At 68.8% G+C, this 25,011-nt stretch carries 25 protein-coding genes and 1 riboswitch; of the genes, 13 read left to right on the top strand and 12 right to left on the bottom strand.

Annotated elements, in window-relative coordinates:
• Positions 1 to 23: 23 nt before the first annotated feature.
• From ON04_RS13125 to ON04_RS13115, 3 genes are read left to right on the top strand one after another with little or no spacing between them, the layout of a single operon-like run.
• Positions 24 to 1,310: an ATP-binding protein gene (locus ON04_RS13125; RefSeq protein WP_081477191.1), complete on the top strand. Its 1,287-nt coding sequence runs from the start codon at positions 24 to 26 to the stop codon at positions 1,308 to 1,310.
• On the top strand, positions 1,307 to 2,038 hold the full coding sequence (locus tag ON04_RS13120) for a LuxR C-terminal-related transcriptional regulator (RefSeq protein WP_010542087.1): 732 nt from the start codon (positions 1,307 to 1,309) through the stop codon (positions 2,036 to 2,038). Before ON04_RS13125 ends, ON04_RS13120 begins: the two co-directional genes overlap by 4 nt.
• A gap of 58 nt (positions 2,039 to 2,096) precedes the next feature.
• Complete coding sequence (locus ON04_RS13115) at positions 2,097 to 2,717, top strand: SGNH/GDSL hydrolase family protein (protein ID WP_010542086.1); 621 nt, start codon at positions 2,097 to 2,099, stop codon at positions 2,715 to 2,717.
• On the opposite strand, the gene ON04_RS13110 is transcribed toward ON04_RS13115, so the two are convergent.
• Positions 2,714 to 3,115: a DUF6157 family protein gene (locus ON04_RS13110; RefSeq protein ID WP_010542085.1), complete on the bottom strand. Its 402-nt coding sequence runs from the start codon at positions 3,113 to 3,115 to the stop codon at positions 2,714 to 2,716. The two genes, ON04_RS13115 and ON04_RS13110, sit on opposite strands and share 4 nt — an antisense overlap.
• A gap of 118 nt (positions 3,116 to 3,233) precedes the next feature.
• Between ON04_RS13110 and ON04_RS16850 the strand changes: the two genes are divergently transcribed.
• On the top strand, positions 3,234 to 3,377 hold the full coding sequence (locus ON04_RS16850) for a hypothetical protein (RefSeq protein ID WP_193350637.1): 144 nt from the start codon (positions 3,234 to 3,236) through the stop codon (positions 3,375 to 3,377).
• Between the two features lie 8 nt (positions 3,378 to 3,385).
• Here ON04_RS16850 and ON04_RS13105 read toward each other — a convergent pair whose 3' ends face one another.
• Complete coding sequence (locus tag ON04_RS13105; protein WP_010542084.1) at positions 3,386 to 4,333, bottom strand: L-lactate dehydrogenase; 948 nt, start codon at positions 4,331 to 4,333, stop codon at positions 3,386 to 3,388.
• A 384-nt stretch (positions 4,334 to 4,717) separates the two neighbouring features.
• Between ON04_RS13105 and ON04_RS13100 the strand changes: the two genes are divergently transcribed.
• Positions 4,718 to 5,326: a hypothetical protein gene (locus tag ON04_RS13100; protein ID WP_238529327.1), complete on the top strand. Its 609-nt coding sequence runs from the start codon at positions 4,718 to 4,720 to the stop codon at positions 5,324 to 5,326.
• Positions 5,323 to 6,975: a DNA polymerase Y family protein gene (locus ON04_RS13095; RefSeq protein ID WP_029458413.1), complete on the top strand. Its 1,653-nt coding sequence runs from the start codon at positions 5,323 to 5,325 to the stop codon at positions 6,973 to 6,975. The genes ON04_RS13100 and ON04_RS13095 overlap by 4 nt, the downstream gene beginning before the upstream one ends.
• A gap of 11 nt (positions 6,976 to 6,986) precedes the next feature.
• On the opposite strand, the gene ON04_RS13090 is transcribed toward ON04_RS13095, so the two are convergent.
• Complete coding sequence (locus tag ON04_RS13090; protein ID WP_010542081.1) at positions 6,987 to 7,628, bottom strand: AMIN-like domain-containing (lipo)protein; 642 nt, start codon at positions 7,626 to 7,628, stop codon at positions 6,987 to 6,989.
• Positions 7,629 to 7,714: 86 nt separating this feature from the next.
• On the opposite strand from ON04_RS13090, the gene ON04_RS13085 reads away from it, so the two are divergent.
• Entirely contained in the window at positions 7,715 to 8,638 is a 924-nt protein-coding gene (locus ON04_RS13085; protein WP_010542080.1) for a sucrase ferredoxin, read from the top strand.
• 33 nt (positions 8,639 to 8,671) lie between these two features.
• On the top strand, positions 8,672 to 11,995 hold the full coding sequence (locus tag ON04_RS13080; protein WP_010542079.1) for an error-prone DNA polymerase: 3,324 nt from the start codon (positions 8,672 to 8,674) through the stop codon (positions 11,993 to 11,995).
• A gap of 60 nt (positions 11,996 to 12,055) precedes the next feature.
• Here the strand turns inward: ON04_RS13080 and ON04_RS13075 are convergent, their stop codons facing one another.
• From ON04_RS13075 to ON04_RS13055, 5 genes are read right to left on the bottom strand one after another with little or no spacing between them, the layout of a single operon-like run.
• Positions 12,056 to 12,766 carry a metal-dependent transcriptional regulator gene (locus ON04_RS13075; protein WP_010542078.1) on the bottom strand — a complete coding sequence of 237 codons (711 nt, stop codon included), beginning with the start codon at positions 12,764 to 12,766 and terminating at the stop codon, positions 12,056 to 12,058.
• The gene (locus ON04_RS13070; protein WP_010542077.1) at positions 12,763 to 13,632 is read right to left on the bottom strand and encodes a metal ABC transporter permease; all 870 of its coding nucleotides are present in this window, start codon (positions 13,630 to 13,632) and stop codon (positions 12,763 to 12,765) included. The genes ON04_RS13075 and ON04_RS13070 overlap by 4 nt, the downstream gene beginning before the upstream one ends.
• Positions 13,629 to 14,429, bottom strand: coding sequence for a metal ABC transporter ATP-binding protein (locus ON04_RS13065; RefSeq protein WP_010542076.1), 801 nt, complete (start codon positions 14,427 to 14,429; stop codon positions 13,629 to 13,631). The genes ON04_RS13070 and ON04_RS13065 overlap by 4 nt, the downstream gene beginning before the upstream one ends.
• Positions 14,426 to 15,346, bottom strand: a complete 921-nt coding sequence (locus tag ON04_RS13060) for a metal ABC transporter substrate-binding protein (protein ID WP_010542075.1) — start codon at positions 15,344 to 15,346, stop codon at positions 14,426 to 14,428. The genes ON04_RS13065 and ON04_RS13060 overlap by 4 nt, the downstream gene beginning before the upstream one ends.
• Before the next feature lie 36 nt (positions 15,347 to 15,382).
• Positions 15,383 to 15,859 carry a tRNA (cytidine(34)-2'-O)-methyltransferase gene (locus ON04_RS13055; protein ID WP_010542074.1) on the bottom strand — a complete coding sequence of 159 codons (477 nt, stop codon included), beginning with the start codon at positions 15,857 to 15,859 and terminating at the stop codon, positions 15,383 to 15,385.
• Between the two features lie 60 nt (positions 15,860 to 15,919).
• Here ON04_RS13055 and ON04_RS13050 point away from each other — a divergent pair, with 60 nt between their 5' ends.
• Positions 15,920 to 16,777, top strand: a complete 858-nt coding sequence (locus ON04_RS13050) for a bifunctional methylenetetrahydrofolate dehydrogenase/methenyltetrahydrofolate cyclohydrolase (RefSeq protein ID WP_010542073.1) — start codon at positions 15,920 to 15,922, stop codon at positions 16,775 to 16,777.
• A gap of 24 nt (positions 16,778 to 16,801) precedes the next feature.
• A complete protein-coding gene (locus ON04_RS13045; protein ID WP_010542072.1) occupies positions 16,802 to 17,155 on the top strand; it encodes a DUF3017 domain-containing protein in 354 nt (117 codons plus the stop codon).
• 34 nt (positions 17,156 to 17,189) lie between these two features.
• Here ON04_RS13045 and ON04_RS13040 read toward each other — a convergent pair whose 3' ends face one another.
• The 4 genes from ON04_RS13040 to ON04_RS13025 form a co-directional block, all read right to left on the bottom strand.
• On the bottom strand, positions 17,190 to 17,747 hold the full coding sequence (locus ON04_RS13040; RefSeq protein ID WP_010542071.1) for a hypothetical protein: 558 nt from the start codon (positions 17,745 to 17,747) through the stop codon (positions 17,190 to 17,192).
• Positions 17,748 to 17,840: 93 nt separating this feature from the next.
• Complete coding sequence (locus ON04_RS13035) at positions 17,841 to 18,278, bottom strand: hypothetical protein (protein WP_010542070.1); 438 nt, start codon at positions 18,276 to 18,278, stop codon at positions 17,841 to 17,843.
• Positions 18,275 to 19,444 (bottom strand): homoserine O-acetyltransferase MetX, encoded by a 1,170-nt coding sequence (gene metX, locus ON04_RS13030; RefSeq protein WP_010542069.1) that lies wholly within the window; start codon positions 19,442 to 19,444, stop codon positions 18,275 to 18,277. Before metX ends, ON04_RS13035 begins: the two co-directional genes overlap by 4 nt.
• Positions 19,445 to 19,454: 10 nt before the next feature.
• The gene (locus ON04_RS13025) at positions 19,455 to 20,789 is read right to left on the bottom strand and encodes an O-acetylhomoserine aminocarboxypropyltransferase/cysteine synthase family protein (RefSeq protein WP_010542068.1); all 1,335 of its coding nucleotides are present in this window, start codon (positions 20,787 to 20,789) and stop codon (positions 19,455 to 19,457) included.
• A 53-nt stretch (positions 20,790 to 20,842) separates the two neighbouring features.
• Positions 20,843 to 20,958, bottom strand: a riboswitch (SAM riboswitch).
• Positions 20,959 to 21,117: 159 nt separating this feature from the next.
• On the opposite strand from ON04_RS13025, the gene ON04_RS13020 reads away from it, so the two are divergent.
• The 3 genes from ON04_RS13020 to ON04_RS13010 all read left to right on the top strand — a co-directional run bounded on the left by ON04_RS13020 (position 21,118) and on the right by ON04_RS13010 (position 24,806).
• Entirely contained in the window at positions 21,118 to 22,335 is a 1,218-nt protein-coding gene (locus ON04_RS13020; protein WP_010542067.1) for an NADP-dependent isocitrate dehydrogenase, read from the top strand.
• Between the two features lie 276 nt (positions 22,336 to 22,611).
• Positions 22,612 to 23,493: a bile acid:sodium symporter family protein gene (locus ON04_RS13015; protein ID WP_010542066.1), complete on the top strand. Its 882-nt coding sequence runs from the start codon at positions 22,612 to 22,614 to the stop codon at positions 23,491 to 23,493.
• Positions 23,494 to 23,531: 38 nt separating this feature from the next.
• The gene (locus tag ON04_RS13010) at positions 23,532 to 24,806 is read left to right on the top strand and encodes an MFS transporter (RefSeq protein ID WP_010542065.1); all 1,275 of its coding nucleotides are present in this window, start codon (positions 23,532 to 23,534) and stop codon (positions 24,804 to 24,806) included.
• Positions 24,807 to 25,011: the final 205 nt, after the last annotated feature.

The raw sequence follows: 25,011 nt of genomic DNA, 5'->3' as shown, positions 1-25,011 counted from the left end.
CTGCGATCTGAGAGTCTGAGTGGATGACAGACGAACCTCCTGCTGACGCTGCGTCCGGCCCGGTGCCCGCAGTGGGGGCGACGTGGTCGTCGACTCCTCCCGGGGTAGCGAGGCCCCCGGTCTTCGGGTGGTATCCGGAATTGTCGCGCCGTACCGGACGGGCGGCGGTGCTCGGCGGCGTGTGTGCAGGCGTGGCGGAGCACCTCGGGGTGCGGGTGACCCTCGTCCGCATCGCGTTCGTCGTCCTGGCCTCACTCTCCGGCGCCGGAGTGGTGCTCTATACGATCCTGTGGGCTTTGGTGCCCGCTGCACAGTCCCCAGCCGTGCCGTCGCGGTCGGGTGTCGCGACCGCGGACGTGGGTGTGCGACGGCGGGGGCTGGCGCTACTGGCGCTGGCCGTGGTGGGGGCAATGACGTCGATCATGGCCGCGACGGCCACCGGCCTGCACGTCCTGGTCCCGGTCCTGGTCGTGGCGGTCGGTGTCGTGCTCGTCTGGCAGCAGTACGACGGTGGGGGACGAGTCGCCCCGCGTTCGGTCTTCGGCTGGGCCAGGGTTACGGCGGGGGCCACCCTCGTCGTCATCGGTCTCGCGGTCGTCGTGCTCGGTCAGGTCGAGCTCGCCGCACTACGGTCGTCCCTCCTCGCGGTTGTGGCCACCCTCGTCGGCGTGGGACTGCTCAGCGTGCCGGTGGGGTTGCGACTGTGGCGGTCGCTCGAGGAGGAGCGCGCGGCTCGAGTTCGTGAGACCGAACGCTCCAACATCGCCTCGCACCTGCACGATTCCGTCCTGCAGACGCTGGCACTCATCCAGAAGCGGTCCGAGGACCCGGGCCAGGTGTCGCGTCTGGCCCGCCGGCAGGAGCGAGAGTTGCGGCAGTGGCTGTTCGGCGCGGGCTCCCGGATGTCCTCGGGCGCGGCGACCGTCGCAGGGGCTGTCGAGGTGATGGTCGCCGACGTCGAGGATGACTACGGCCTGCGGGTGGACCAGGTCGTGGTGGGCGGGGACGGACCGGTGGGCGATGCCGAGGAGGCCGTCCTGGGTGCAGTCAGGGAGGCCCTGGTCAACGTCGCTAAACACGCTGGCGTCGAGACCGCCGACGTGTTTGTGGAGAACGACGGACGCACGCTCAGCGCGTTCGTCCGCGACCGCGGCTGCGGCTTCGATCTCGACGCCGTCGACGAGGACCGCCACGGGTTGGCGCGGTCGATCCGCCACCGTGTGGAGAGTCGAGGTGGGACGGTGGGCGTGCGCAGTACGCTCGGCCGCGGGACGGAGATCGGGATCGAGATGCCGCTGGAGGGCGAATGACGAACGGGCCGCAGGACAGGCCGGAGGGGGACGACGGGACGTGCCGGGTCTTCCTCGTCGACGACCACGCGGTGTTCCGCAGCGGGGTCCGGGCTGAACTCGCCGGACAATCGGCGATCGAGATCGTCGGCGAGGCGGGGTCGGTCGCGGATGCGGTGTCAGGCATCGGCCGGGTGCGTCCCGACGTGGTGCTGCTCGATGTGCACATGCCGGATGGTGGTGGCGTGGCCGTGCTGCGCTCGGTGCTGAGGGCCGACCCGGGCGGTGTCGTGGATCCCGCCCGCGCCCCGGAGCCGACCTTTCTCGCGCTGAGTGTGTCCGACGCGGCTGAGGACGTGATCGCGGTGATCCGGGCCGGTGCCCGCGGCTACGTCACCAAGACCATCACCGGCGAGGACCTGGCCGACGCGGTACGCCGAGTGGCCGACGGGGACGCCGTGTTCTCTCCGCGACTGGCCGGATTCGTGCTGGACGCGTTCGCGCGTGCCGCCCCCGGCCCCGCGGAGCGTGGCGAGCCCGTCCACGACCCCGAGGTCGACTCGCTCACCCCGCGCGAGAAGGAGGTGTTGCGACTGCTGGCCCGCGGGTACACCTATAAGGAAATCGCCGAGAAGTTGTTCATCTCGGTCAAGACCGTGGAGACCCACGCCTCCAACGTCCTGCGCAAAACTCAGCAGTCCAACCGCCACGCGCTCACCCGCTGGGCGCAGTCCCGGCATCTGGACTGATCAGCCTCTTCGTCGGGATCGGCCTTCACGCTCGGCCCGAGGCAACTACGGTGAGGTCGTGAGTGAACCCCGCGACCTGCCCGTCTGCATCATCGGCGACTCGTTGGTGGCCGGCTACGGCGACGAGACAGGTCGCGGGTGGACCGCCCATCTGGTCGAGGCGGGGCTCGGGGTCGGGTTGCAGATCCAGGCCGCGGTCGCCGGGGTCGGCGGGGACACCTCGGAGATGATCCTGGACCGCTGGGACGAGGTCGACCGCCGACGGGCCGCGTTCCCCACCACCGCGGTGATCGCGCAGTTCGGCGTCAACGACGCCATAGAGCACGAGGGCGAGATACGCGTCGACGAGGCGGGCACGGCCCGGGCACTGCGCGGGATGATCGAACGGACACCGCAGGGACAGTTCCTCGTGGTGGGGCCGCCGCCGGTCGCGTGGGACGAGGTCAATGAGCGGATCGCCGTTCGTTCAAAGGCGATGGCGCAGGTGTGCGCCGAGTCCGGGGTGCCGTTCGTGCCGACCTTCGACGTGCTGATGGCAGGCGGGGCCTGGGTACGCGAGGTCATCGCCGGAGACGGAGCGCACCCCGGGCCCGACGGGTACGCACAGTTCGCGCGGGTGGTGTCCAGCCCGGTGCTCGAGTGGTTGCGCCTGCTGCCGGATCTCGAGCCGGATTACTAGCGGGAACTCTTCATGGCGGGCCTGACCGTCACGGCCGGGTCGCGCTGTAGTTCGGACAGGCGCTCGGAACCCATGGGCAGTAGCGCGATGCGCCCGTCGGAGTCGAAGTGCAACGCCCAGCCGTAGGTCTTGGCCAGCGGAGAGGTGCGCAGGCACGGCTGACCGGTCGAGAAGAACCGCTCGCGTGCCGCCGGGCGATCGGCGTCTGGTATGCCCTTACGTTGGCAGTGCACGTCGAAGAGGAGGTCGTCGCTCGTCCACGTGTAGTCGTTGCCGGCCAGGCGCGCGTACTGCAGTTCGGCGACCGTTCCCTTGCCCGCCGGAGGGGCGAGGGCGGACTCTGCCCTGGTGTCGGGTGCGGGCAGGATCAGGGTGTGGGCGTAGTGGGTGGTGTGCATGGCATCCCTCTGTATTTGTAGTGGTATTGCGAGGGTGTAGGACAGTAGAAGGGGTTGCGGGGGAGAGTAATGTTAGTCGCGCCGCATCGCTCATGTGGTGGAAGGAGATCGATGCACGATGACCATTCCGCAGAATTCTGACCGCGAGGGCGACCCGTTGGCCGCAGACCTCGCAGCCAAGGCCAGTCACGACCACGAGGATGAGATCGCGGACGAGTGGGGAGTCGAGTCCTTCCCCGCCAGCGACCCGCCGAGTCGCTGACCTCCGCGCTATATCCCGAACTGTTCGGCCACCGCCCGCAGCGCACTCGCGCTGCGGGCGAACTGTTCCCGCTCGGTGGTGTCGAGTTCGAGCTCCACCACCCTCTGTACCCCGGTCCGCCCGATCACCGCGGGCACCCCGATGAAGATCCCGTCCTCGCCGTATTCGCCGCGCAGCAGTGTGGACACGGGCAACGAGACCTGCTCGTTCCGCAGCACCGCCCGGGTAATTCTGGCCAGTCCCATGCCGATGCCGTAGCTGGTGGACCCCTTGGAGTCGATGATCCGGTAGGCGGCGTCCCGGGTCTCGTCGAAGATCTGAGAGAGCCGCTCACGTTTGGCGGGCTCGCCGTCCAGATCCCGACGTAGCGGGACCCCGGAGACGTTGGCAGAGGAGAAGACCGGCAGCTCGGTGTCGCCGTGCTCGCCGATGATCAGGGCGTGCACGCTCATCGGGGCGACGTCGTAGTGCTGGCCCAGCATGAACCGGAAGCGTGCCGAGTCGAGGATGGTGCCGGAGCCGATGACCTGCGCGGCGGGCAGCCCTGAGTAGCGCCATGAGGCCTGGGTGAGGATATCGACGGGGTTGGTGGCCACCAGGAGGATGCCGTCGAAGTCGGTGGCCATGACGTCTCCGACGATCTTCTCGAACAGTGCCATGTTTTTCCCCACCAGCTCGAGTCGGGTCTCGCCGGGTTTCTGGGCGGTGCCTGCGCAGATCACCACCATGGTGGCGTCGGTGCAGTCGGCGTAGGTGCCCTCGGTGACGAGGGTGGGGGAGGGCGCCCACACGACTCCGTGGTTGAGGTCCATGACCTCGCCGACGAGTTTGTCGCGGTCGGTGTCGATGATGGCCAGGTGGTCCGCCAGACCCTGGTTGACGAGGGCATAGGCGTAGGCGACGCCCACGTCCCCGGCGCCGATGAGCACGATGCGGTTCCCGACGGAAGCTCTCATGGTCACCGAGGGTAGGCGGTCCGGGCCGACCAGGGGTGACGACGACGAGGACCGCCCGTCTCGAACAGGTGTTCTTGCGCGGTGTCGTACCCGTGGTGTTCACTGTTCCCGTGGTCGAAAAATAGTTCGATTAATGCATGTGACGGAGTGTCGCGCTGACGGGAGGTTCTGGTGATGGTAAAAGGTGCTGCTTCTGTCGCCGATCTGTCTGGTCTCGATACGGACGCGCGCGTCGCGGAGTTGCGGCGGCGCCTGGCCGCGATGCCGGGTGGGGGCGCGCCCGCGGCCGAACGTTCGGTAGCGCCAGCGGTGGCCGCCCGGGGTGTTCGTGCAGAGTCGGAAGTTCCCCTCGCCTCCGCGCCCGTGGGGCCCGCTGAGGCTACGGTGCCCGCCACGTCTGTCTGCGTCCCGGCCCCGGTCTCGGACTCCGCCCCGGCGCCGGCACCCGCGGCGGTCGTGCCCGGGGCGGCCGTGCCCGGCTCCGTGGCCCACCTCCTGCCGGGCGGGGTGCTGCCCGCAGGTCATGTCACGGCGGTGTCCGGCAGTGCGACCCTCCGTGTCGGTCTGCTCGCCGCGGCCACGGCGGCCGGTGCGAGGTGTGCGGTGGTCGGATGGCCGGAGCTCGGGGTGGCGGCAGTGGCCGAACAGGGTGGCCGGTTGGATTTTCTAGCGCTGGTCCCGGACCCCGGGCCGGACCCTGCGGCGGTGGTGTCCGTGCTGCTCGACGGGCTGGATCTGGTCCTGCTCGGGCCCGGTGTCGCGGCCGTAGCACCGTCTCGGGCTCGCGTGCTCGCCGGCCGGGTGCGGGCTGCTGGGGCGGTGCTGCTTGTGGGTGCTGGTTGGCCCGGGGCGGAGCTGACACTGGCGGGTCGGCACTGCCGCTACGGCGGGCTGGGCGCGGGCGCGGGCCGGCTCGCCTCGGTTTCCACCGTGGTGCGCAGCTCCGGCCGGGCTGCATCCACCCGGACCGCGGAATGGGTGGCGGCGGGATGAGTTCTCGGGTCATGGCGGTGTGGTGCCCGGACTGGCCGACGGTCGCGGCGGCTCGGGCTGAGGGGCACGGACTGCACCTGCCGTTGGCCGTCGTGGGTCCTCGCGGGGTGCTCGCGTGCAACGCCGTCGCCCGGGCGGTCGGGGTGCGGCGCGGACTGCGCCGACGTGAAGCGCAGTTTCGATGCCCGGAGCTCGTGGTGGTCGCGGCAGATTCGGCCCGCGATGCCGCCTGGTTCGAACCGGTGGTGCAGGCGCTCGACGCCGTGGTCCCGGGCATCGAGGTTCTGCGTCCGGGGCTGTTCGTGTTCTCCGCGGCCGGTGCCCTGCGCTTTCATGGAGGGGTCGAGCAGGTCGTCACCCGGGTCGTGGACTCGGTGGCTGCCGCCGGTGTGGAGTGTCAGGTGGGGCTCGCGGACGAGCTGCCCACGGCGGTGCTCGGCGCTCGTGGCTCGGCCCTGCTGGAGCCGGGTGGGGACGCCGATTACCTGGCCCGGCTGCCAGTGGGCGCTCTGGTGATGGAGCCCGCTCTGGGAGACCCCGAGGTGCTCTCCGAACTGGTGGGGCTGTTGCATCGGCTCGGGGTGCGGACGCTTGGGGACTTCGCCGCGCTCCCGCCACGTGATGTGGCCACCCGATTCGGGGAGGCCGGTGCGGTGGCTCACCGCATCGCCTGCGCTGTTCCGTGGCGTCCGCCCTCGGTATCCGCGGTGCCCACGGGCTCTGCGGTCGAGCACCAGTGTGACCCGCCCCTGGAGCGGGTCGATGAGGCAGCCTTCCTCGGCCGGCGACTGGCTGGAAAGTTGCACGCTGTGCTCGCCGCCGCCGGGGTCTCGTGCCTTCGGCTGTCGATCACCGCCCGGGTCGAGGGCGGTACGGAGGTCAACCGGGTTTGGCGATGCTCGTCGCCGCTCACTCCGGAGGGCACGGCCGATCGGCTCCGCTGGCAACTCGAGGGTTGGCTCACCGGCACCGCGATCGCCGGCGGGGCCGGGGGAGCGGTCACCGCACTGATCCTGGAACCGGTGGAGGTCGTCGCCGCCGGCCATGTCCAGGAGGGGCTGTGGGGAGAGGCCGGGCTCGCGGAGGCCCGTGTGCATCGCGCGCTGGTGCGGGTTCAGGGGCTGCTCGGACCCGAGGCGGTTCGTGTGCCGGTGCAGGTGGGCGGCCGCGGCCCGGCCGAGCGAGTGCGGTCTCTGCCGTACGGCGACGCCCCAGCAGAGCCTGCTTCCCGGGGGCCGTGGCCGGGAGCCCTGCCCGCGCCGTCGCCCTCGGTGGTCTGGCCGGGCCCGGGCTACCGGCTGGAGATCCGCGAGAGCGGCGACCCGGGAGCCACTGTAGCGGCGCGGGTGCCTCTCGTCGGGGGGGTCCTACTGCGCAGCGCGACCGGGGAGGCGGTCGGGGTCACACCGCGGGGCCTGCTCGGTGGGCGGCCAGCCGCGATCGAGGTGGGCGGGCGCAGGTGTGCGCTGCTCGGATGGTCGCGTCCGTGGCCGATCGACGAGGCCTGGTGGGAGCCCGCGCCCGGCGGTGAACCCCGTAGGCCCCGGGCCCGCATGCAGGTCCTCCCCGAGCGTGCGGCGGCGTTGTTGCTCTGCGGTGCGCTCGGGGACGAGTCGGGGCGCTGGACTGTCGAAGGGGTCTACGAATGAGCCGTGCGGGTTCAGCGCTCGATATCCACCACCACGCGGGTCGGGTTCTGCAGCAGAAAAGCGGAGAAGGGGCGATCGGAGCCCTTGAGTCCGATCACGGACTGAGCCTGGCCCTCGAACTGCCCGTTGAACGCCACCCCGGCCACCCCGGTCGCGCCGTCCCCGGCCACCGTGCCCACGGGCACTTCCTTCATGTCGGTCTCGGGGGGAATGATCTGGCCGCCGATCATCACCTGCAGGAACGAGTCGCCGGGCACATCGACAGGGAAGCCGCTGCCCTGTTGGGTGGGGGGGTCCACGTAGTCCACGGAGTAACTCGGGGTGCCGCGGCCGTCGAGCTCAAAGACCACGCGGTCCCGGCCCCGGAAGTCGCCCATGCGGATCTCGGACACGACCAGTTCGGCGCGCTCGGAGGTGGGGCTCGGCTCCTCGCGCTTAGGGGCGGAGTCCGTCGGGCTGGCACTGGGATCGGCGGCCTCGGTCTCTTCCGGCGACAGGGCCTGCGCCAGGGCTGCCGGCGAGGATTCCGCAGTAGTCGCCTGACTCGTGGTCGGGTCGTCAGTCGAGGTGCCGGTCCCACAACCCGTGATGGCCAGGGACGCGGTGGCGGTCAGGGCGGCGGCCGCGATGAGGCGGCGATGTCGGGTACGCATGCCCACAGCTTAAGTCTCTCTTGTCACTTTTGTCCCACAAGGTGGCTACAGTTACAGCACTTCATGCGGTGGGGCACCATGGGGGCGTGTCAGTCATCAATCCCACCCCACTTACCTCCTGGTGTTCGTTCCAGTCGGCTGACGAGCCACCGGCCGGAACCGCGGCTCACGAGCAATCGTGGGTCCTGCTGGAGTTGCCCGCACGCTGGGGACGCGACATCTTCGACGGCGAAGCGCTGGGCGAAGAGCTATCCGGGCAACTCAAGGAGCATGTCGCGGCCAGCGGATCCCGGATGCTCTTCATTCGGCGCCCCGGACGCGAGGGACAACGCATCGACCGTCACCGTTTCTACCTGTGCGACACCAGGCCCGGCCGACGGAGTATCCGCGTCGGCCGCGTCGACCATCCTGCAGACATGCTCGAATTGGACCTTTCACCCGGTGCGCATGTGGAAGGCACCCGCGAGGTCGCGGCGCCGGTCCCGCTGGTGTGTACCCACGCCAAGCGGGACCAGTGCTGCGCGCTTCGTGGGCGCCCTGTCGCTGCCGGGTTGGACGAGTTGGTCGGTGCTCGCTTGTCCGCGCTCGACCCGGACGCCGCGGTGTGGGAGTGCTCCCACACCGGCGGGCACCGCTTCGCCCCGGTTCTACTGCTGCCCGGCACCGGTTACACCTACGGGCCTGCGGATACGGACCTCGCGGCCCGCATTGTCGAGGCCGAATTGGATGGTCGGGTCGTCACCGAGGGACTGCGGGGTCGCAGCACATGGCCGCCGGCCGGTCAGGTGGCGGAGGTCGCCGTCCGTGAGTCCGGCGTGGAGGCGGGGATCGACGACCTCGTGGTCGACATCGACCCGGATGACCCGCTCGTGGCCGTCGTCCGACACACCGACGGGCGCGCCTGGCGTGTCGAGGCGGGTAAGCGACCACTACCGCCACGCAAGCAGAGTTGCCGCAAGCCCGCCGGCGAGGCCTCGGCGTGGGTCGTGGAGTCCCTCACCCTGCTCTGAGCAGATCTGCGGGCACCGGGCGGGTGAGCACCGGTGAACTGGTACCACGGACCGAAGACGTGGTCAGAACTCGAACGGGTGCTCTCCGGACGGCCCGATCCGCGTGGGTCGCAGGACCAGCACCCCGGCGACGGCAGCGACGCCCCCGCCTGGTCGCGTAAGCGTGGCGAATACACGCCCCCTCCGCTGCCGCGTACCCAGGGACGCGTGCCATACGCGGAACTGCACGCCCACACCGCCTTCAGCTTCCTCGACGGAGCCTCCTCTCCCGAGGTCATGGCCGAGACCGCGGCGGAATTAGGACTCACAGCGCTCGCGATCACCGACCACGACGGGTTGTACGGAGTCGTGCGCTTCGCCGAGGCCGCCTCCGAGCTGGGCCTGGCCACGGTGTTCGGGGCGGAACTCTCGCTACCGGGCGGCGAGCACCTGTTGGTCCTGGCTCGGGGCGCGGAAGGCTACCGAAGATTGTCGCGGGCGATCGCCCGTGCTCACCTGCGGGGCGGGGCCAAGGGCGAGCCCCGGTATGAGATCGCCGAGCTCGCGGAGGCGGCTGGCGGTCACTGGTATGTGCTCACCGGTTGCCGCCGTGGCCGGGTCCGTAGGGCCCTGGAGCGCGACGGTACGGGGGCGGCCGATTTCGACATCGCAGCCGCTCGTACGGCTCTGGATGAGCTCGTCGAGCTGTTCGGTCAGGACAGAGTGGTTGTGGAACTCACCTGTCACGGGGTGCCCGAGGACACGGAACGGTGCGACGCGCTGGCCGGTCTCGCCGCACAGACGGGACTGCCGCTCGTAGCGACCACCGCCGCCCACTGCGCGGGACCCGAGGATGCGCGACTGGCCTCGGTCATGGCGGCGCTCGGGGCGCGTGACGCGCTGGAGACCCATGCAGCGCACCTACCCGCGGCGGGCGGGGCGCACCTGCGCTCCGGTGAGGAGATGTCAGAGCTGTTCGACCGCTGGCCCGGCGCCGTCACCGGGGCTGACAGGCTCGGCAGGGAGTGCGCGTTCGACCTCCGGCTCATCGCCCCCCAGCTGCCGCCATTCGACGTCCCGGAGGGGCACACCGAGGACACCATGCTCGCCGAGCTCGCCTATGCGGGCGCTGCCCGGCGCTACGGGCCGCGCGAGAAGGCGCCGGAAGCGTACGCACAGATCGACCGCGAGCTGAAGGTGATCGCCGAGCTGGGCTTTCCCGGGTACTTCCTCGTCGTCCACGACATCGTCGAGTTCTGTCGCCGCGAGGGCATCCTCTGCCAGGGTCGTGGCTCCGCCGCCAACTCGGCGGTCTGCTATTCGCTGGGGATCACCAACGTCGACCCCGTGCGCGCCCAGCTACTGTTCGAACGATTCCTGGCACCGGAACGCGACGGTCCACCCGACATCGACGTGGACATCGAGTCCGGTCGCCGCGAGGAGGCCATCCAGTACGTCTACACCCGGTACGGGCGGGACCACGCCGCCCAGGTGGCCAACGTCATCACCTACCGCGGGCGCTCGGCGGTGCGGGACGTGGCTCGTGCCCTGGGCTACTCGCCGGGGCAACAGGACGCGTGGTCCAAGAGCGTCGACCGGTGGTCGGGTCTGAAGAACCACGAGCGGGAATCCACCGAGCACACCGTCCCGCCCGATGTTCTCGCACTGGCGCGGCAGCTCGTCGGACTGCCCCGCCACCTGGGGATCCACTCGGGTGGCATGGTGATCTGCGACCGCCCTGTGGCTGACGTGGTGCCCGTCGAGTGGGCGCGGATGCCGGGCCGGACGGTCCTGCAGTGGGACAAGGACGACTGCGCGGCGGTCGGCCTGGTCAAGTTCGACATGCTGGGACTGGGCATGCTCACCGCGCTGCACCACGCCATCGATCTCGCGTCAGAACACAAGGATCTCGAGGTGGACTTGGCCCAGCTGGACCTCGCGGACCCCGAGGTCTACGAGATGTTGTGCCGCGGCGATTCGGTGGGCGTGTTCCAGGTGGAGTCCCGAGCACAGATGGCCACGCTGCCCCGGCTCCGGCCGAGGACGTTCTACGACCTGGTGGTGGAGGTGGCGCTCATCCGCCCCGGCCCCATCCAGGGCGGCTCCGTGCACCCCTACATCCGTCGGCGCAACGGGCGGGAGAAGGCGGTATTCGACCATCCCGCGCTCGAATCGGTGCTGGGCCGGACGCTGGGGATCCCGCTGTTCCAGGAACAGCTCATGCAGATCGCGACCGTCATCGCGGGCTTCACCGGGGCGGAAGCCGACCAGTTGCGCCGCGCGATGGGGGCCAAGCGGTCGCCCGAGCGGATGGCCCGACTGCAGGAACGGTTCTTTGACGGGATGCGCGAGTTACACGGCATCGGCACCGACCCGCCCGGGACGCCTGTCACCGGGCAGGAGGTGGGGGAGCGGATCTGGGAGAAGATGTGCGCCTTCGCCAACTACGGATTCCCCGAGAGCCACTCCCAGTCCTTTGCCGCGATCGTCTACTACTCCGCATGGTTCAAGTGCCACCACCCGGCGATCTTCTGCGCGGCGCTGCTGCGTAGTCAGCCGATGGGGTTCTATTCGCCGCAGTCACTGGTGGCCGATGCCCGACGGCACGGTGTCCTGGTGCACCGTCCGTGCGTGAACCGCTCACTCGGCGGTGCGAACTGCGAGAACCAGGGCAGCGAAGTGCGGCTCGGACTGGAGTCGGTGCGGGCGATCGGCGCGGATCTGGCCACCGCGATCGCCGACGAACGTGACACCCACGGCCCCTACACCTCCGCAGCCGACCTCGCGGGGCGCACCGGCCTGTCCGTCCGGCAGATGGAGGCACTCGCTACCGCCGGGGCTCTTGACTCACTCGGCACGGGGGGCAGGCGGGCTGCGCTGTGGTCAGCGGCCACCGCGGCGCGCGAGAAGCCCGGGATGCTGCCCGGGCTCAGCCAGGTCGACGCCCCGGCCCTGCCCGGGATGAGCATCCTCGAACTCACCTCCGCGGACCTCGCCGCCACCGGGATCAGCCCGGAGGACTACCCGACCGTTCACGCCCGCCCGTGGCTCGACTCCCGCGGCGTGTGCACGACCGCCGGACTCGCCCATGTCCCGGACGGCAGTCGCGTCGAGGTCGCCGGCGCCGTCACCCACCGGCAGCGCCCCGCCACCGCAGAGGGCGTGACCTTCCTCAGCCTCGAGGACGAGACGGGGATGACCAACGTCGTGTGCTCGGTGGGGCTATGGGCGCGTTATCGGCCGATCGTCTCCGCATCTCCGGCGCTCATCGTTCGCGGGACCGTGGAGAACCGCTCGGGCGCGGTCAGCGTGGTGGCGGACAAGATCGAACGCCTCCACCTGGGTATGGCCATCGGCCGCAGCCGGGACTTCCGATGACCTGCCGAAGATGTCGGGTACGCCGATACATGCCACGATGACAAGGTGGAGGTGGCTGCGTTAATCGCGGCCGTTCGCGCGATCGTCGTCGTGTACGCGTATCCGCACCGCTGCCGCTACGGGTGTGCCCACCTGCACCTCGCGGCCCCGCAACTCGACGGAGATGACGCCGAGCTCCACCTGCCGCGAGACGACGGCCACCTCAGAGTCCGGCCGCAGACCGATCTCGGCGAGGTGACGCAGGACGGTGTTGTCACGGTCCGACACCCGTGTCACAACACCTGTAGCGCCTTCAGGGGCCTCGTCGAGAGGCAGGTCGCCGACAGGATCGACACGACCGTCACGGGTGGGGATGGGGTCGCCGTGTGGGTCACGCCGAGGGTGATCGAGAAAGCTGTCGAGAGCGTCAACGAACCGGTCCGAGACCACATGTTCGAGGGCGTCGGCCTCGGCGTGTACCTCGTCCCAGGAGTAGTCCAGGCACCTGGCCAGAAACGTCTCGAGGATCCGGTGCCGGCGGACCATGGCCACCGCCAGTGATCGACCGACGTCGGTGAGCGTGACCGGCGCGTACGGGCGATGATCCGCTAGCCCCAGGGCCACCATCTTGCGGACCCCCTCGGTGACGGTTGAGGGCGAGGCCCCGAGCCGCTCTGCCAGGGCGCCGGAGGTCACCGGGTCCCCACCGGAGCCAAGGGAGTGAACCGCCATCAGATAGGCCTGCATGGTCGGCGTGAGATCGGTTAGTCGCACAGTGGCCACATCGCTCATGCCGCCAGTGTTCCAGCCCGCCGCGACCGCCGGCCGGTCACGGCACGCGTCACGATCCCCCGCTGAGGCGCGAACAGTTGAGCCACCGTGAACAGGGTCGCCTGAACGATCACCACCATCGGTCCGGGGGGCAGGTCAGCGTAGTAGGCGACGTACACGCCGGTGATGCCGCCGATCAGGGCCACCACGACTGCGACGACCATCAACGAGCGCATGGTGTTGGTGAGCAACTGCGCGGTGGCGCCCGGAATGATGAGAGTCGCCACCACGAGGATCACCCCCACGGACTGGACGCCGGCGACGGTGGCGGTTGCGAGCGTGACCAACAGGACACCGGTCAACACTTTCGTCCGCAGCCCCAGGGTATGGGCGTGCAGTTTGTCGAACGCCAGGAGGACGAGGTCCCGGCGGAACGTCAGCAAGACCACCACGGTGAAGGTCGCGACGATGACGACCTGGACGAGTTGTTCATCGCCAACGCCGAGCAGGCTGCCGAACAAGATCGTGTGTAGGTCCTGCTGGCTGGGGAAGCGCGAGATGAGTACGAGTCCTATGGAGAACAGCGCGGTGAACACAATTCCCATTGCCGCGTCCTCACGAACGGTCCCGCCAGCGCGGACGGCACCGATCAGCCCGACCGCGATCAACGCGGCCAGGAGGGCACCGATGGCGAACGGCATGCCCACCATGGAGGCGATGGCGACGCCCGGCAGGACGGCATGGGAGACCGCGTCGCCCATGAGCGCCCAGCCCATGTGGACGAGCCAGCAACTCAGCAATGCTCCGGCGACGCTGGCGGCGACCACCACGATCATCGCGCGCCGCATGAAGTCGTACACCATCGGCTCGAGCAAGAAGTCGATCATGTGAACACCTCGTGGGACTGGTCGATGCGGTTCGGTGACGTCGTCGGGTCAGACGGCGCCGGGTCAGGATGGCGCGCGCCGAGCAGCGTGGCCAGCATCTCCGGAGTGGTGGTTTCGGCAACAGACCCGTGAGCGACCAGTCGGCCGTCCAGGAGCGCGACGGAATCAGCCAGTCGGTCGACAGTGTCGAGGTGGTGGGTCGAGACCAGCGCCGTCCGGCCCTCGGCCGCCAATTCGCGGAGCACGTCCAGGTAGACGCCTTCACTTCCGGCGTCCATGCCGCTGAACGGCTCGTCGAGCAGAAGTAGGTCGGCTTCCTGGGCAAGGCACCGCGCCAGCAGTACCCGGCGACGTTGGCCGCCGGAGAGCTCACCAATTCGACGCCGGGCCAGGTCGGACAGCCCCACCCGGTCGAGCGCCCCGTCGACTGCCTCGCGGTCCGAGCGGGATGGTCTCCGCCATAGTCCAGTGAACGGCCTGCGTCCCTGCATGACCACATCGCGCGCGGTCACCGGGAAGCCCTCGTCGATGCCGTCCGCCTGACCCACCGTGGCGACCCGGCCGGAGCGCAGAGCGTCGCGAATGGGCTGGTCAAGTACTCGGATGTGTCCGCGTACCGGTTTGACCAAACCGAGCAGAGCTAGAAGGAGGGTCGACTTACCGGAGCCGTTCGGGCCGAGGAGAACCGTCACCGTCCCGGTAGGTATCTGTATCGACACGTCGGCGAGGGCGCGGACCTGCCCTCGGTCGACTGTGAGGTCGGAGACGTCGACGGCGAAGTTATTCCGGTCGCTCATGATCGGGTCAGTCCCTTCGTGATCAGATCGATGTCGTGCTCGAGCAAGGCGATGTAGGTGGGCACGTCGCCGCCGGCATCCGACAGCGAGTCCACGTAGAGGGTCCCTCCGAACTCCGCGCCGGTGGTACGCGCCACCTGTCGCATAGCAGTGTCGGAGACTGTCGACTCGCAGAACACCGCCGGGATCTCCTGATCACCAACTGCGTCGATGAGCGCAGCCACCTGTTGGGGTGTTCCCTGCGCCTCGGTATTCACGGCCCACATGAAGTGTTCTTCGAGTCCGACGTCGCGCGCGAGATAGGAGAACGCTCCCTCGCAGGTCACCAGCGAGCGGAAATCGGCGGGCAATGAGGCGATGGAACTTTCGGCCCGCTCGAGGATCGCGTCGAGTTCGTCGTCGTATTCCGCTGCCCGTCGGGCGAACTCGTCGGCGCCCTCCGGGTCCATCTCGGTCAGTGCGGCGGTGATGTTGCGGACGTAGGTCTTACCCTCACGCGGTGAGATCCAGGCGTGGGGATTGGGCTTGCCCACGTACTCACCGGACACGATGGGCAGTGGCTCCACGCCCTCCGCGGCAACCGCGTGAGCGGCGCCGGACTGGAAGAAGCGGCTGAGCCAGTCGTCGACGCCGAGGCCATTGGAGATGAGAAGGTCGGCGCCCGCGACCCGCCTGAGGTCGCCTGTGGTGGGTTCGTACTGGTGAATGTCGGCGCCCACCTGGGTGATGGACTCGACGGCCGCACGGTCTCCGGCGATTCGCTCGGTGATGTCCGCGAGGATCGTGAACGTCGTGGCCACCAGTGGGCGGTCATCGTCCGACGAGTTCGCGTCGACGACACCGCATGCAGAGAGGGCGAGAGGCAAGACCAGTAGGGCTGCGAGGATTCGCCGGGAGCGAAAGGCGATTTTCGGCATACCGAAAAATATACCGGCGCTCTACGGTAATTCCAATTACGGGGCCCCCGTGAAGCCGTGTTGTCGCCACGCCTCGTAGACGGCCACCGCCGCCGCATTGGACAAGTTCATCGAACGGCGGCCCGCCAACATGGGGATTCGCACCCTCGCTGTGACCCGTGCGTCGGACAGCACGTCCTCAGACAGTCCTGTGGGTTCGGGGCCGAACAGCAGGACGTCGCCGGGGGAGAAGCTCACCTGTTGCAGTGACAGGTCTGCTCCTGCGGTGAACGCCCAGACCCGGGCGGGCAGGAGCTCCGCGTACGCCGCCTCCAGGTCTTCGTGGACCTCCACGTGTGCAAGGTCGTGGTAGTCCAGTCCCGCGCGTCGAAGCTGAGGCTCGGACAGATCGAAGCCGAGCGGGCCCGCGAGATGCAGCTCGCAACCCGCACCCGCGGCCATCCGGATCGCGTTGCCCGTGTTGGGCGGGATGCACGGACGGTCGAACAGCACGCGCACACCCACACCAGTCATGGGGGATATTCTCGCAGCGCGGTGCCGACGAGTCCGCCCCGGAGTGGGATACTGGTCCCCGTGACCGCGATCAAGCTGGACGGCAAGCTCACCCGCGACGAGATCGTCGCCGACCTCACCACCCGCGTAACCGCGCTGCGTGCCAAGGGCATCACCCCGGGACTGGCCACAGTTCTGGTCGGGGATGACCCGGGCAGCCGCTCCTACGTCAAGATGAAGCACCGCGACTGCGAGCAGGTCGGCATCAGCTCGATCAGACGCGACCTGCCCGCCGAGACGACCCAGTCCGAGCTCGAGGCCGTGATCGATGAGCTCAACGCCGATCCGGCCTGCACCGGTTACATCGTCCAGTTGCCGCTGCCGGAGCAGCTCGATGAAAACGCGATCCTCGAGCGGATCGACCCGGCCAAGGACGCCGACGGCCTCCACCCGGTCAACCTCGGCAAGCTCGTGCTGAACGAGCCCGCACCGCTTCCGTGCACCCCGAACGGGTCTATTTACCTGCTGCGCCGCTTCGGGATCGAGCTGAACGGGGCGCACGTCGTGGTGATCGGTCGCGGCGTCACCGTCGGTCGGCCGATCGGGCTGATGCTGACCCGGCGCAATGAGAACTCCACGGTGACCCTGTGCCACACCGGCACCCGCGACCTGGCCGCGGAGACCCGGCGGGCCGACGTGATCGTTGCCGCAGCGGGTGTCCCGCACATGCTCACCGCCGACATGGTCAAGCCGGGGGCCGCGGTACTCGATGTGGGAGTGTCTCGTCTCGACGGCAAGCTCGCCGGCGACGTCCACCCGGACGTGTGGGAGGTCGCGGGCGCGATCTCCCCCAACCCCGGCGGCGTCGGCCCTCTCACCCGTGCCTTCCTGCTGAGCAACGTTGTCGAACGTTGTGAGCGGCTCGCTGCCGACGGCTGACGATCCGACGATGACTCTTCGACTATGACGCACCCCGCCCCCGACCGGCCGACCCGGCCCGTGACCGACGCGCAGCCCCGCAGGACCAGACCGGCGCGACTGAGGTGGGCGCAGATCCGGGCACAGTGGCCGCTCGCCCTCGTATTGCTCGGAGTGGCCGTGGCGCTGGGGTTCGTGGTGCTCGAGAGGTGGAGGCGCGGCGCATTCCTGCTCGGGTTGGTGGCGCTGGCGGCCGCGGTCCTGAGAGCGGTGGTCCCCGACGAACGGGCCCGTCTACTGGGGGTCCGGAGCAAGTCCTTCGATGTGGCGTTCTTCACGGGCGTCGGTGCCGTTGTGCTGTGGCTGGCCGCGTCCATCGACTCACTGGGAACCGGCTGACCGTTCGCTCGATCCCCGAGCAGAGGCCGGCTTGTCACGCGTCGGCGTGAAGAACTCGCCGACCTGCCTCGGGTACGTGCTCCGATGCCTCGTCGACCGTGCGTACGACGACCATCGAGCAGTCATTTCCGAGCCCGTTCGACACCTTCTGGGAGGCCGCACTGCGGCTCTCCTCCGGCACATCACCGTGCGGGACCACCAGCGCGACGGCGATTCCCTCCGGGAAGGACTGCGCCGTCCCGGCAGGGACCGGGCCCCCGATCACGACGGATTCGACCCCGGCGATGTCCGAGACCGCCTCCCGAACGAGGACGTCGAGATGCGCGTCCGGATACAGCAGGTCGGCGAGGGCGGCCCACATGACGTTCTCGCGAACCATCGTCACCTCGTCCCTGACGGGGAAGCGCACTAGGCCCATCATCGCCAGTCGGGTGGCCACCTTAACGAACTGTTCTGGGGCCACCGCGGCGCCTGCGGCCACGTCCGGAGTGGGTGCTGATTCCTCACCGAGTAGATGCCGACGCGTCAGTTCTGAGACCGTACGGCCCGCTGCACCGGGGAAGAGTGCGGCGATCGGATTGTCGAAGTTCATCACCCCGACCGTACCAGCGAATCGAAGTGCCCCGCGGCGCGCGAGAGCGCCTCAACCAGGGAAAATGGGGCGGCGGGTCCGCCCGACCGTGCCTCAGCGCAGCCGCAACGGGATACCGTCGCGCACGTGCGCGCGGACGTCGTCTGAGTTGATCAGGTACCCCATCACGACCAGGGCGAGCAGTGAGAACACGGTCCCGACCACGGAAATGAACGTGAGACTGTCCAGGACCATGCGGACCAGCGAACTCAGTGCGAGCAGCGCCACCCCGACGCTGATTACCACCAGCGACGCACGGTGGGCGCGCCACAGTAGCACCGCACCCACGATGAGAATCAGACCCAACGCGAGCGAGGACACGGCGGAGACGATCATCGGGCCGAAGCCGGACGTGTCAAAGCCGCCGGAGGCGGTGGCGGTCACGCCCAGAACAGTGGCAAACCCGATGGACATCCCGATGATTCCGAAACCGCCAGAAAGCCCGGCGAGGCCGAGAGCGGCGGGCCGGTTCGTATGTTCTTGGCCATTCATGCCAGCCGCCTGGCCCGTTCGGTGGAACCGTGCTCGGCAAGTTCCATGGTGCGTTCCAGCATCGGGCCTACCACGTCGTCCTCCGTCAGAAATCCATCGTGCCCAGAGGGGCTGTTGATCACTACAAGCGGGTCGGCGGCGGGAAGCAGGGCTGCGAGTTCCTCCTGCTGGCGCAGCGGGTAGAGCCGGTCCGTGGTGACGCCGCCGATCACGCAGGCGACCGGGCACGAGCGCAGCGCCTCGTCGACGCCGCCCCGGTCCAGACCCACGTCGTGCCGGTTGAGTGCATCGGTGAGGAGAACATAGGTGCACGCGTCGAAGCGGGAGACGAGCTTGCCGGCCTGATGATCGAGGTACGACTGCACGGCGAAGCGGCCTGACATGGACAGGTCCTCGGCTCGCGGGTCCTCGCCGGGCTGGGGTCGGTTGGCAAATCGTTCATCCAGCTCCGCCTCGCCACGGTAAGACAGGTGGGCGATGCGCCGGGCGATGCCCAGTCCGGTCACGGGCGTGCGGCCGGTGCCGTGGTAGCCGCCCTGCTGCCAGTGTGGGTCGGAGGTGACTGCCATGATCTGGGCGGTCTGGATCCCGATCTGGTCGGCAGAGGCGCGCGCCCCCACGGCGAGGACGCAGGCTGCGCGGACACGATCCGGGTACGTGATCATCCATTCCAGCGTCCGGGCCCCGCCCATGGAACCGCCGATCACCGCGGCCCAGCGGTCGATGCCCAGCAGGTCGGCGAGGATCCGCTCGGATTCCACCATGTCCCGCACTGATACAGCGGGGAACCGGGCGCCCCAGTAATGCCCGTCGGGGTGTAGAGAACTCGGGCCGGTCGAGCCCCGGCAGCCACCGAGGACGTTGACCGAGAGCACGCAGTACCGGTCGGCGTCCAGGGAGAGACCGGGGCCGACGAGACCGTTCCACCAACCGGGGGTGGGGTGAAGGGAGTCGACCTGACCCACGACGTGGGAGTCCCCGGTCAGCGCGTGCTCCACCAACACAACGTTGGACCGGTCCGCGTTGATCCGACCCCACCGTTGTACCGCGAGTGTGACCCCGGGCAGGACGACACCTGTGACCAGGGTGATGTCACCTAACGCGACGTGGCCGAGGGTGCCGTCGCCCGGGGGCAGCAGCGCGAGGGGGTCGGTGGGGCGGATCATGCGCGCGAGGTCAGGAGATCGCGGCGAACCCGAGCTCGAGGTCGCCGATGATGTCCTCGACGGCCTCGATACCCACCGACAGGCGGATGCTCGAGATCGAGACACCTGCCTTGGCGTTGGACTCCGGGGTGCCCTGCGAGTGGGTGGTGGTGGCCGGGTGGCTCACGAGCGACCGCACGTCGCCGATGTTGACCAGGCACGAGTGCAGCTTGAGCGCGTCGATGAACGCCCACGCCTGCTTCTTGAGATCGTCCTCCGACGCACCGTCCGGGGACGCGAGCTCGAACGTGATGATGGCGCCCGCACCCTTGGGGGAGATCTTCTTCTGATTCGCGTTCCAGGGCGAAGAAGCCAGTCCGGCGTAGTTGACGGTGGCCACGTCGCCGCGGGCCTCGAGCCATTCAGCGATCTTCTGGGCGTTGGCGACGTGCCTCTCGACACGCAGGCTCAGGGTGTCGATGCCCTGGGCGATGGCCCACGCGTTGAACGGGCTGGGCGCGGCCCCCGTGTCCCGCAGCAGGGTGACGCGCGACTTCAGGGCGAGCGCAGGTGCGCCCAGGTCGGCGTACACGGCACCGTGGTACGCGGGGTCTGGGGTGGTGAACGACGGGAAGAGGTCCTCGCCGTCACGCTGCGCGCGCCAGTCGAAGGAGCCGCCGTCGACCAGGACGCCGGCGAGCGATGAGCCGTGGCCGCCGAGGTACTTGGTTGCGGAGATGACGACGACGTCGGCGCCCAGCTCCAGGGGGCGGACCAGGTACGGCGTGGCCGTGGTGTTGTCCACGACGAGCGGGACCTGATTGTGGTGCGCCACCTCGGCGATGGCCGGTATGTCGAGGACGTCGTTGAGCGGGTTGGAGATCGTCTCCGCATAGAACGCGCGGGTGTTCGGCCGGACGGCGGCCTGCCACGACTCGGGGTCGTCCGGGTTCTCGACGAAGGTGGTCTCGATGCCGTACTTGGGCAGTGTGTGCCGGAGCAGGGCGTCGGTGCCCCCGTAGACGCGGGGCGAGGCCACCACGTGGCCACCGGCCTGCATGATCGACTGGATCGCAGCGGTCTCCGCGGCCATTCCCGAGGCGAACATCGTCGCTGCGACGCCGCCTTCGAGCGACGCGATGCGCTCTTCCACCGCGGCGACGGTCGGGTTGGTGATGCGGGTGTAGATGGGGCCCATCTCGGACAGCGCGAAGCGGTTCGCGGCCTGCTCGGCATCGGCGAACACGAACGACGTGGTCTGGTAGATCGGCAGGTTGCGGGAGCCGGTGTCCGAATCGACGGGCTGCCCGGCGTGGATCTGGCGGGTCTCGAAGGCCCAGTCTGGATTGCTGTTGTCGTACGTCATGGGGGCGGTGCCCCTCCTCTCGTCAGAAGGGTCCGCCCGCTACAACGTCAGCGGACCCGCGCTTGCCTCTCACCCGGTCGGGTGTCGGCCAGGTCGTCTCCCGGGGCACCCCACCGCGGAGGAGGGTTGCCGTCCAGCGAGCCGGGGCTTGTCGCTGGCACTCATGACCTGGTGAGAAGGCTAGCCTAGGTCGCCTGACGCCTGCAATGAGGGGTCATGGGGCACAACCTCACTTCTTGTGGGCTCCGCATCGGTAATGTGAGGCGCACGTCACGATTTGCGTCGATAGTGCCGATCCCGGGATGGCCGGTCGGAGGAAGAGGGCCGGATGTCGAAGATCAAGGTGGAGGGGACTGTCGTCGAGCTCGATGGCGACGAGATGACCCGGATCATCTGGAAGTTCATCAAGGACGAGTTGATCTATCCGTACCTGGATGTGGATCTCGAGTACTACGACCTCGGAATCGAAAGTCGTGACGCCACCGACGACCAGATCACCGTCGACGCCGCCGAGGCCATCAAAAAGCATGGAGTGGGCGTCAAGTGCGCCACCATCACCCCTGACGAGGCCCGCGTGGAGGAGTTCGGTCTCAAGCGCATGTACCAGTCCCCGAACGGCACCATCCGTAACATTCTCGGCGGGACGATCTTCAGGGCTCCGATCATCATCTCCAACGTGCCGCGATTGGTTCCGGGCTGGACCAAACCGATCATCGTCGGCCGCCACGCCTTCGGCGACCAATACCGGGCCACCGACTTCGCGGTCCCCGGCGCCGGCAGCGTCACCATCACGTACACGCCCGCCGACGGCTCCGAGCCGATCGAGCACGAGGTCGTTCAGATGCCCGAGGATGGGGGCGTGGTGATGGGGATGTACAACTTCACCAAGTCCATCGAGGACTTCGCGCGCGCTTCCTTCAACTACGGACTCCAGCACGAGTATCCGGTGTACCTGTCCACCAAGAACACCATCCTCCAAGCGTACGACGGCGCCTTCAAGGACATCTTCCAGGACGTGTTCGACCGCGAGTTCAAGGCGGACTTCGACAAGGCGGGCCTGACCTACGAGCACCGGCTCATCGACGACATGGTCGCCTCATCGATCAAGTGGGAGGGCGGTTACATCTGGGCGTGTAAGAACTACGACGGCGACGTGCAGTCCGACACCGTCGCCCAGGGCTTCGGCTCGCTCGGCCTGATGACTTCGGTGCTGCTCACCCCGGACGGTAAGACCTGTGAGGCGGAGGCCGCCCACGGGACCGTGACCCGACATTTCCGTCAGCATCAGGAGGGCAAGCCCACCTCCACCAATCCGATCGCCTCTATCTTCGCCTGGACACGTGGGCTCGGGCACCGGGGCACCCTGGACAACACGCCTGAGGTCGTCGAGTTCGCCCATCGACTTGAGGACGTCGTCATCGAAACGGTCGAAGGTGGCCAGATGACAAAGGACCTCGCGCTGCTCGTCGGTGGAGATCAGGACTACCTCACCACCGAGGAGTTTCTCGCAGCGCTGGACGAGAACCTCAAGAAGACGCGCGCCTGATCCCCCCAGCCGGATCGAGCGCCCGGGCGCCTGCCCCGACCCGCCGCGTACACCGGGCCCGACGCCGCTCGCTCCCCACTTTGTCGTCGCTACTGCGGTGGCCATCGGAGTGTCGTCGCAGTGGTGACGACAAATCGGCCAGCGGCCAGCGGCCAGCGGTGAATAGCGAACGGCGAATAGCGAAGGGCGAAGGGCCAACGGCGAATAGCGGGCGACGAATAGCGAACGACGAATAGCGAACGACGAACGACGCCCCACGAAACCCAGGAGCCCTAGGTGGACCAGAGTCCTCTGATCGATATCGGCCTGCCCGTCGCGCTGGCGATCATCATGGTCGGAATCGGGTTGAGCCTGACCAGGGAGGACTTCGCGGTCCAGGCGAGATCTCCCCGGGCGAGTGTTGTCGGGCTCGTGGGCCAGTTGGTGCTGGTACCGCTGGTGGGCGTCGGCGTGGCGGTGGCGTTCGACCTCGCCCCACTCTTGGCTCTCGGTGTGGTCCTGGTGGCTGCCTCGCCAGGCGGCGCGACGTCGAATCTCATCACCTATCTGGCCCGCGGCAACGTCGCGCTGTCGATAATCCTCACCGCCATCGCTTCGGTCGCGGTGATCTTCACTCTGCCGCTGTGGTTCGACCTCGGGGCCCGCATCATCCCCGGTGCCGACGCCTTTGAGGTGTCGGTGCCACTCGCGCAAACCTTCGGGCTCCTGCTCGGCGTCATCCTGATCCCCGTCGTCGTCGGCATGGTCCTGCGAGCCCGGAAGCCGGCGCTGTCGGACCGCATCGAGCGATTCGTCGGCGTCGTCGGACTCGTCGTGCTGGTGCTCCTGATTATTGGCGTCGCGCTCGGGGAGCGGGACCGCATCGTCGACCTCATCGTGTCCGTGGGCCCGGCGGTGGTCGTCCTCAACGTGACCGTGATCATCGTCGGCGGCCTGTTGGCCTGGGTCTGCAGGCTTGGGCGCGCCGAGCAGATCGCGATCGCAGCGGAGTTCGGGGTCAAGAACACCACGCTCTCGCTCCTCATCGCGTTCACCGTCATCGGTAGCGAAGAGGTCGGCCTCGCCGCGGCCGTGTACAGCATCGTCATGTACATCACCACGTTCGTGCTGGTCTACGGTGGCCGCCGGTTGATGCGCACGGCCCCCGGGCCGGGCTGATCGTCACCCGGCCGCTCGACTCGGCGTAACCTGCTGCGGTGTCCCAGCCAAGCGCCAATCCGGCCACCAGTGCGACGGCGCGTCCGTCGACCGCTCGCGTCCGCCTCGCGATCCTCGCATTGTCGCTCGGCGGGTTCGGCATCGGCGTCACCGAGTTCGCGGCGATGGGTCTGTTGCGGCTGATCGCCGACGGCTTCGACATCACCGAACCGCAGGCCGGCCACATCATCTCGGCCTACGCCCTCGGCGTGGTGGTGGGCGCTCCGCTGCTGACCGTGTGGACCTCTCGCTGGCGACGACGCACCCTGCTCGTGATCCTCATGGTGCTGTTCACCATCGGCAACACGGCGGCAGCCTTCGCCCCCACGGTCGAGGCGTTGATTGTTGCGCGCTTCGTCGCCGGCATCCCACACGGTGCCTACTTCGGGGTCGCGTCGCTGGTGGCGGCCTCCCTCGCCGGACCCGGCAGACAGGCGCGTGCAGTGGCCCAGGTGCTGCTCGGTCTGTCGGTGGCCAATGTGGTCGGCGTGCCGGTGGCCACCTGGCTCGGCGAGTCATTGGGCTGGCCGTCGGCCTTCCTCGCAGTCGGGGTGATCGGCGCGGCGACCGTGGTGGCGATCCTCGTCGTCGTCCCCGAACCCACCGGCGGGGTGGTGGTCAGGGCGCGCGAGGAGTTGGCCGCGCTCGCCCGTCCGCAGGTCCTCGCCACACTGGCGGTCGCCGCGATCGGGTTCGGCGGGATGTTCGCCGTCTACACCTACATCCAGTGGACGATGGTCGATGTCGCCGGGATCGACCGCTCCTGGATGCCCGGGGTGCTCGCCGTCTACGGGCTCGGGATGGTCGTGGGCAACGTGGTGGGTGGCATCGTCGCCGACCGGGATCTCGACCGCGGCCTGGTGATCATCACGACCGTGATGACCGCGATCCTGGCCCTGTTCGCCATCGCCGCGCACCACCCGGTCTCCGCCGTGATCGGGCTGTTCCTCGTCGGCACCACCGGGTCTGCGCTCGTGCCCGGGCTGCAATCTCGTCTCATGCGCCACGCAGGGCGCGGGCAGACCCTGGCCGCAGCGCTGAATCACTCGGCACTCAACGCCGCCAACGCGCTCGGGGCGTGGATCGGGGGAGTGGTGATCGCGTTCGGGTTTGGTTACACCTCGCCGGCGCTCGCGGGGGCAGTGTTGGCGCTGGTGGGGCTCGCGGTGCTGGTCCCGGCGGTGTTGGCCGCGCGGCGTGCGAACGCCGCACCGCAGGGGACGCCGCACCGCAGGGGACGCCGCACGGCGGGTGAAGGCCGTACCGCGCGGTAACGCTGCGCCGAGGGGGAAGTAGGGCGGGGTCGGCGACATCCCCAGCTGACGCCCACCCATCTGACGCCCACCGCAGTCGCTCGTCGCCTACGCTGTCTCCTCGCACACTTCGAGCACCCCGCCCAGCGCATCCCACCCGACTCACGCTGCCTGCCGGCCCACTCCGTGCACTCCGCCAGCGCATCCGACCCGACTCACGCTGCCT

The sequence above is a fragment of the Dietzia alimentaria 72 genome (genome assembly GCF_000226215.1).
In the GTDB taxonomy this organism is placed as follows: Bacteria; Actinomycetota; Actinomycetes; order Mycobacteriales; family Mycobacteriaceae; genus Dietzia; species Dietzia alimentaria.
This window is presented reverse-complemented; position numbering and strand designations above follow the sequence as displayed.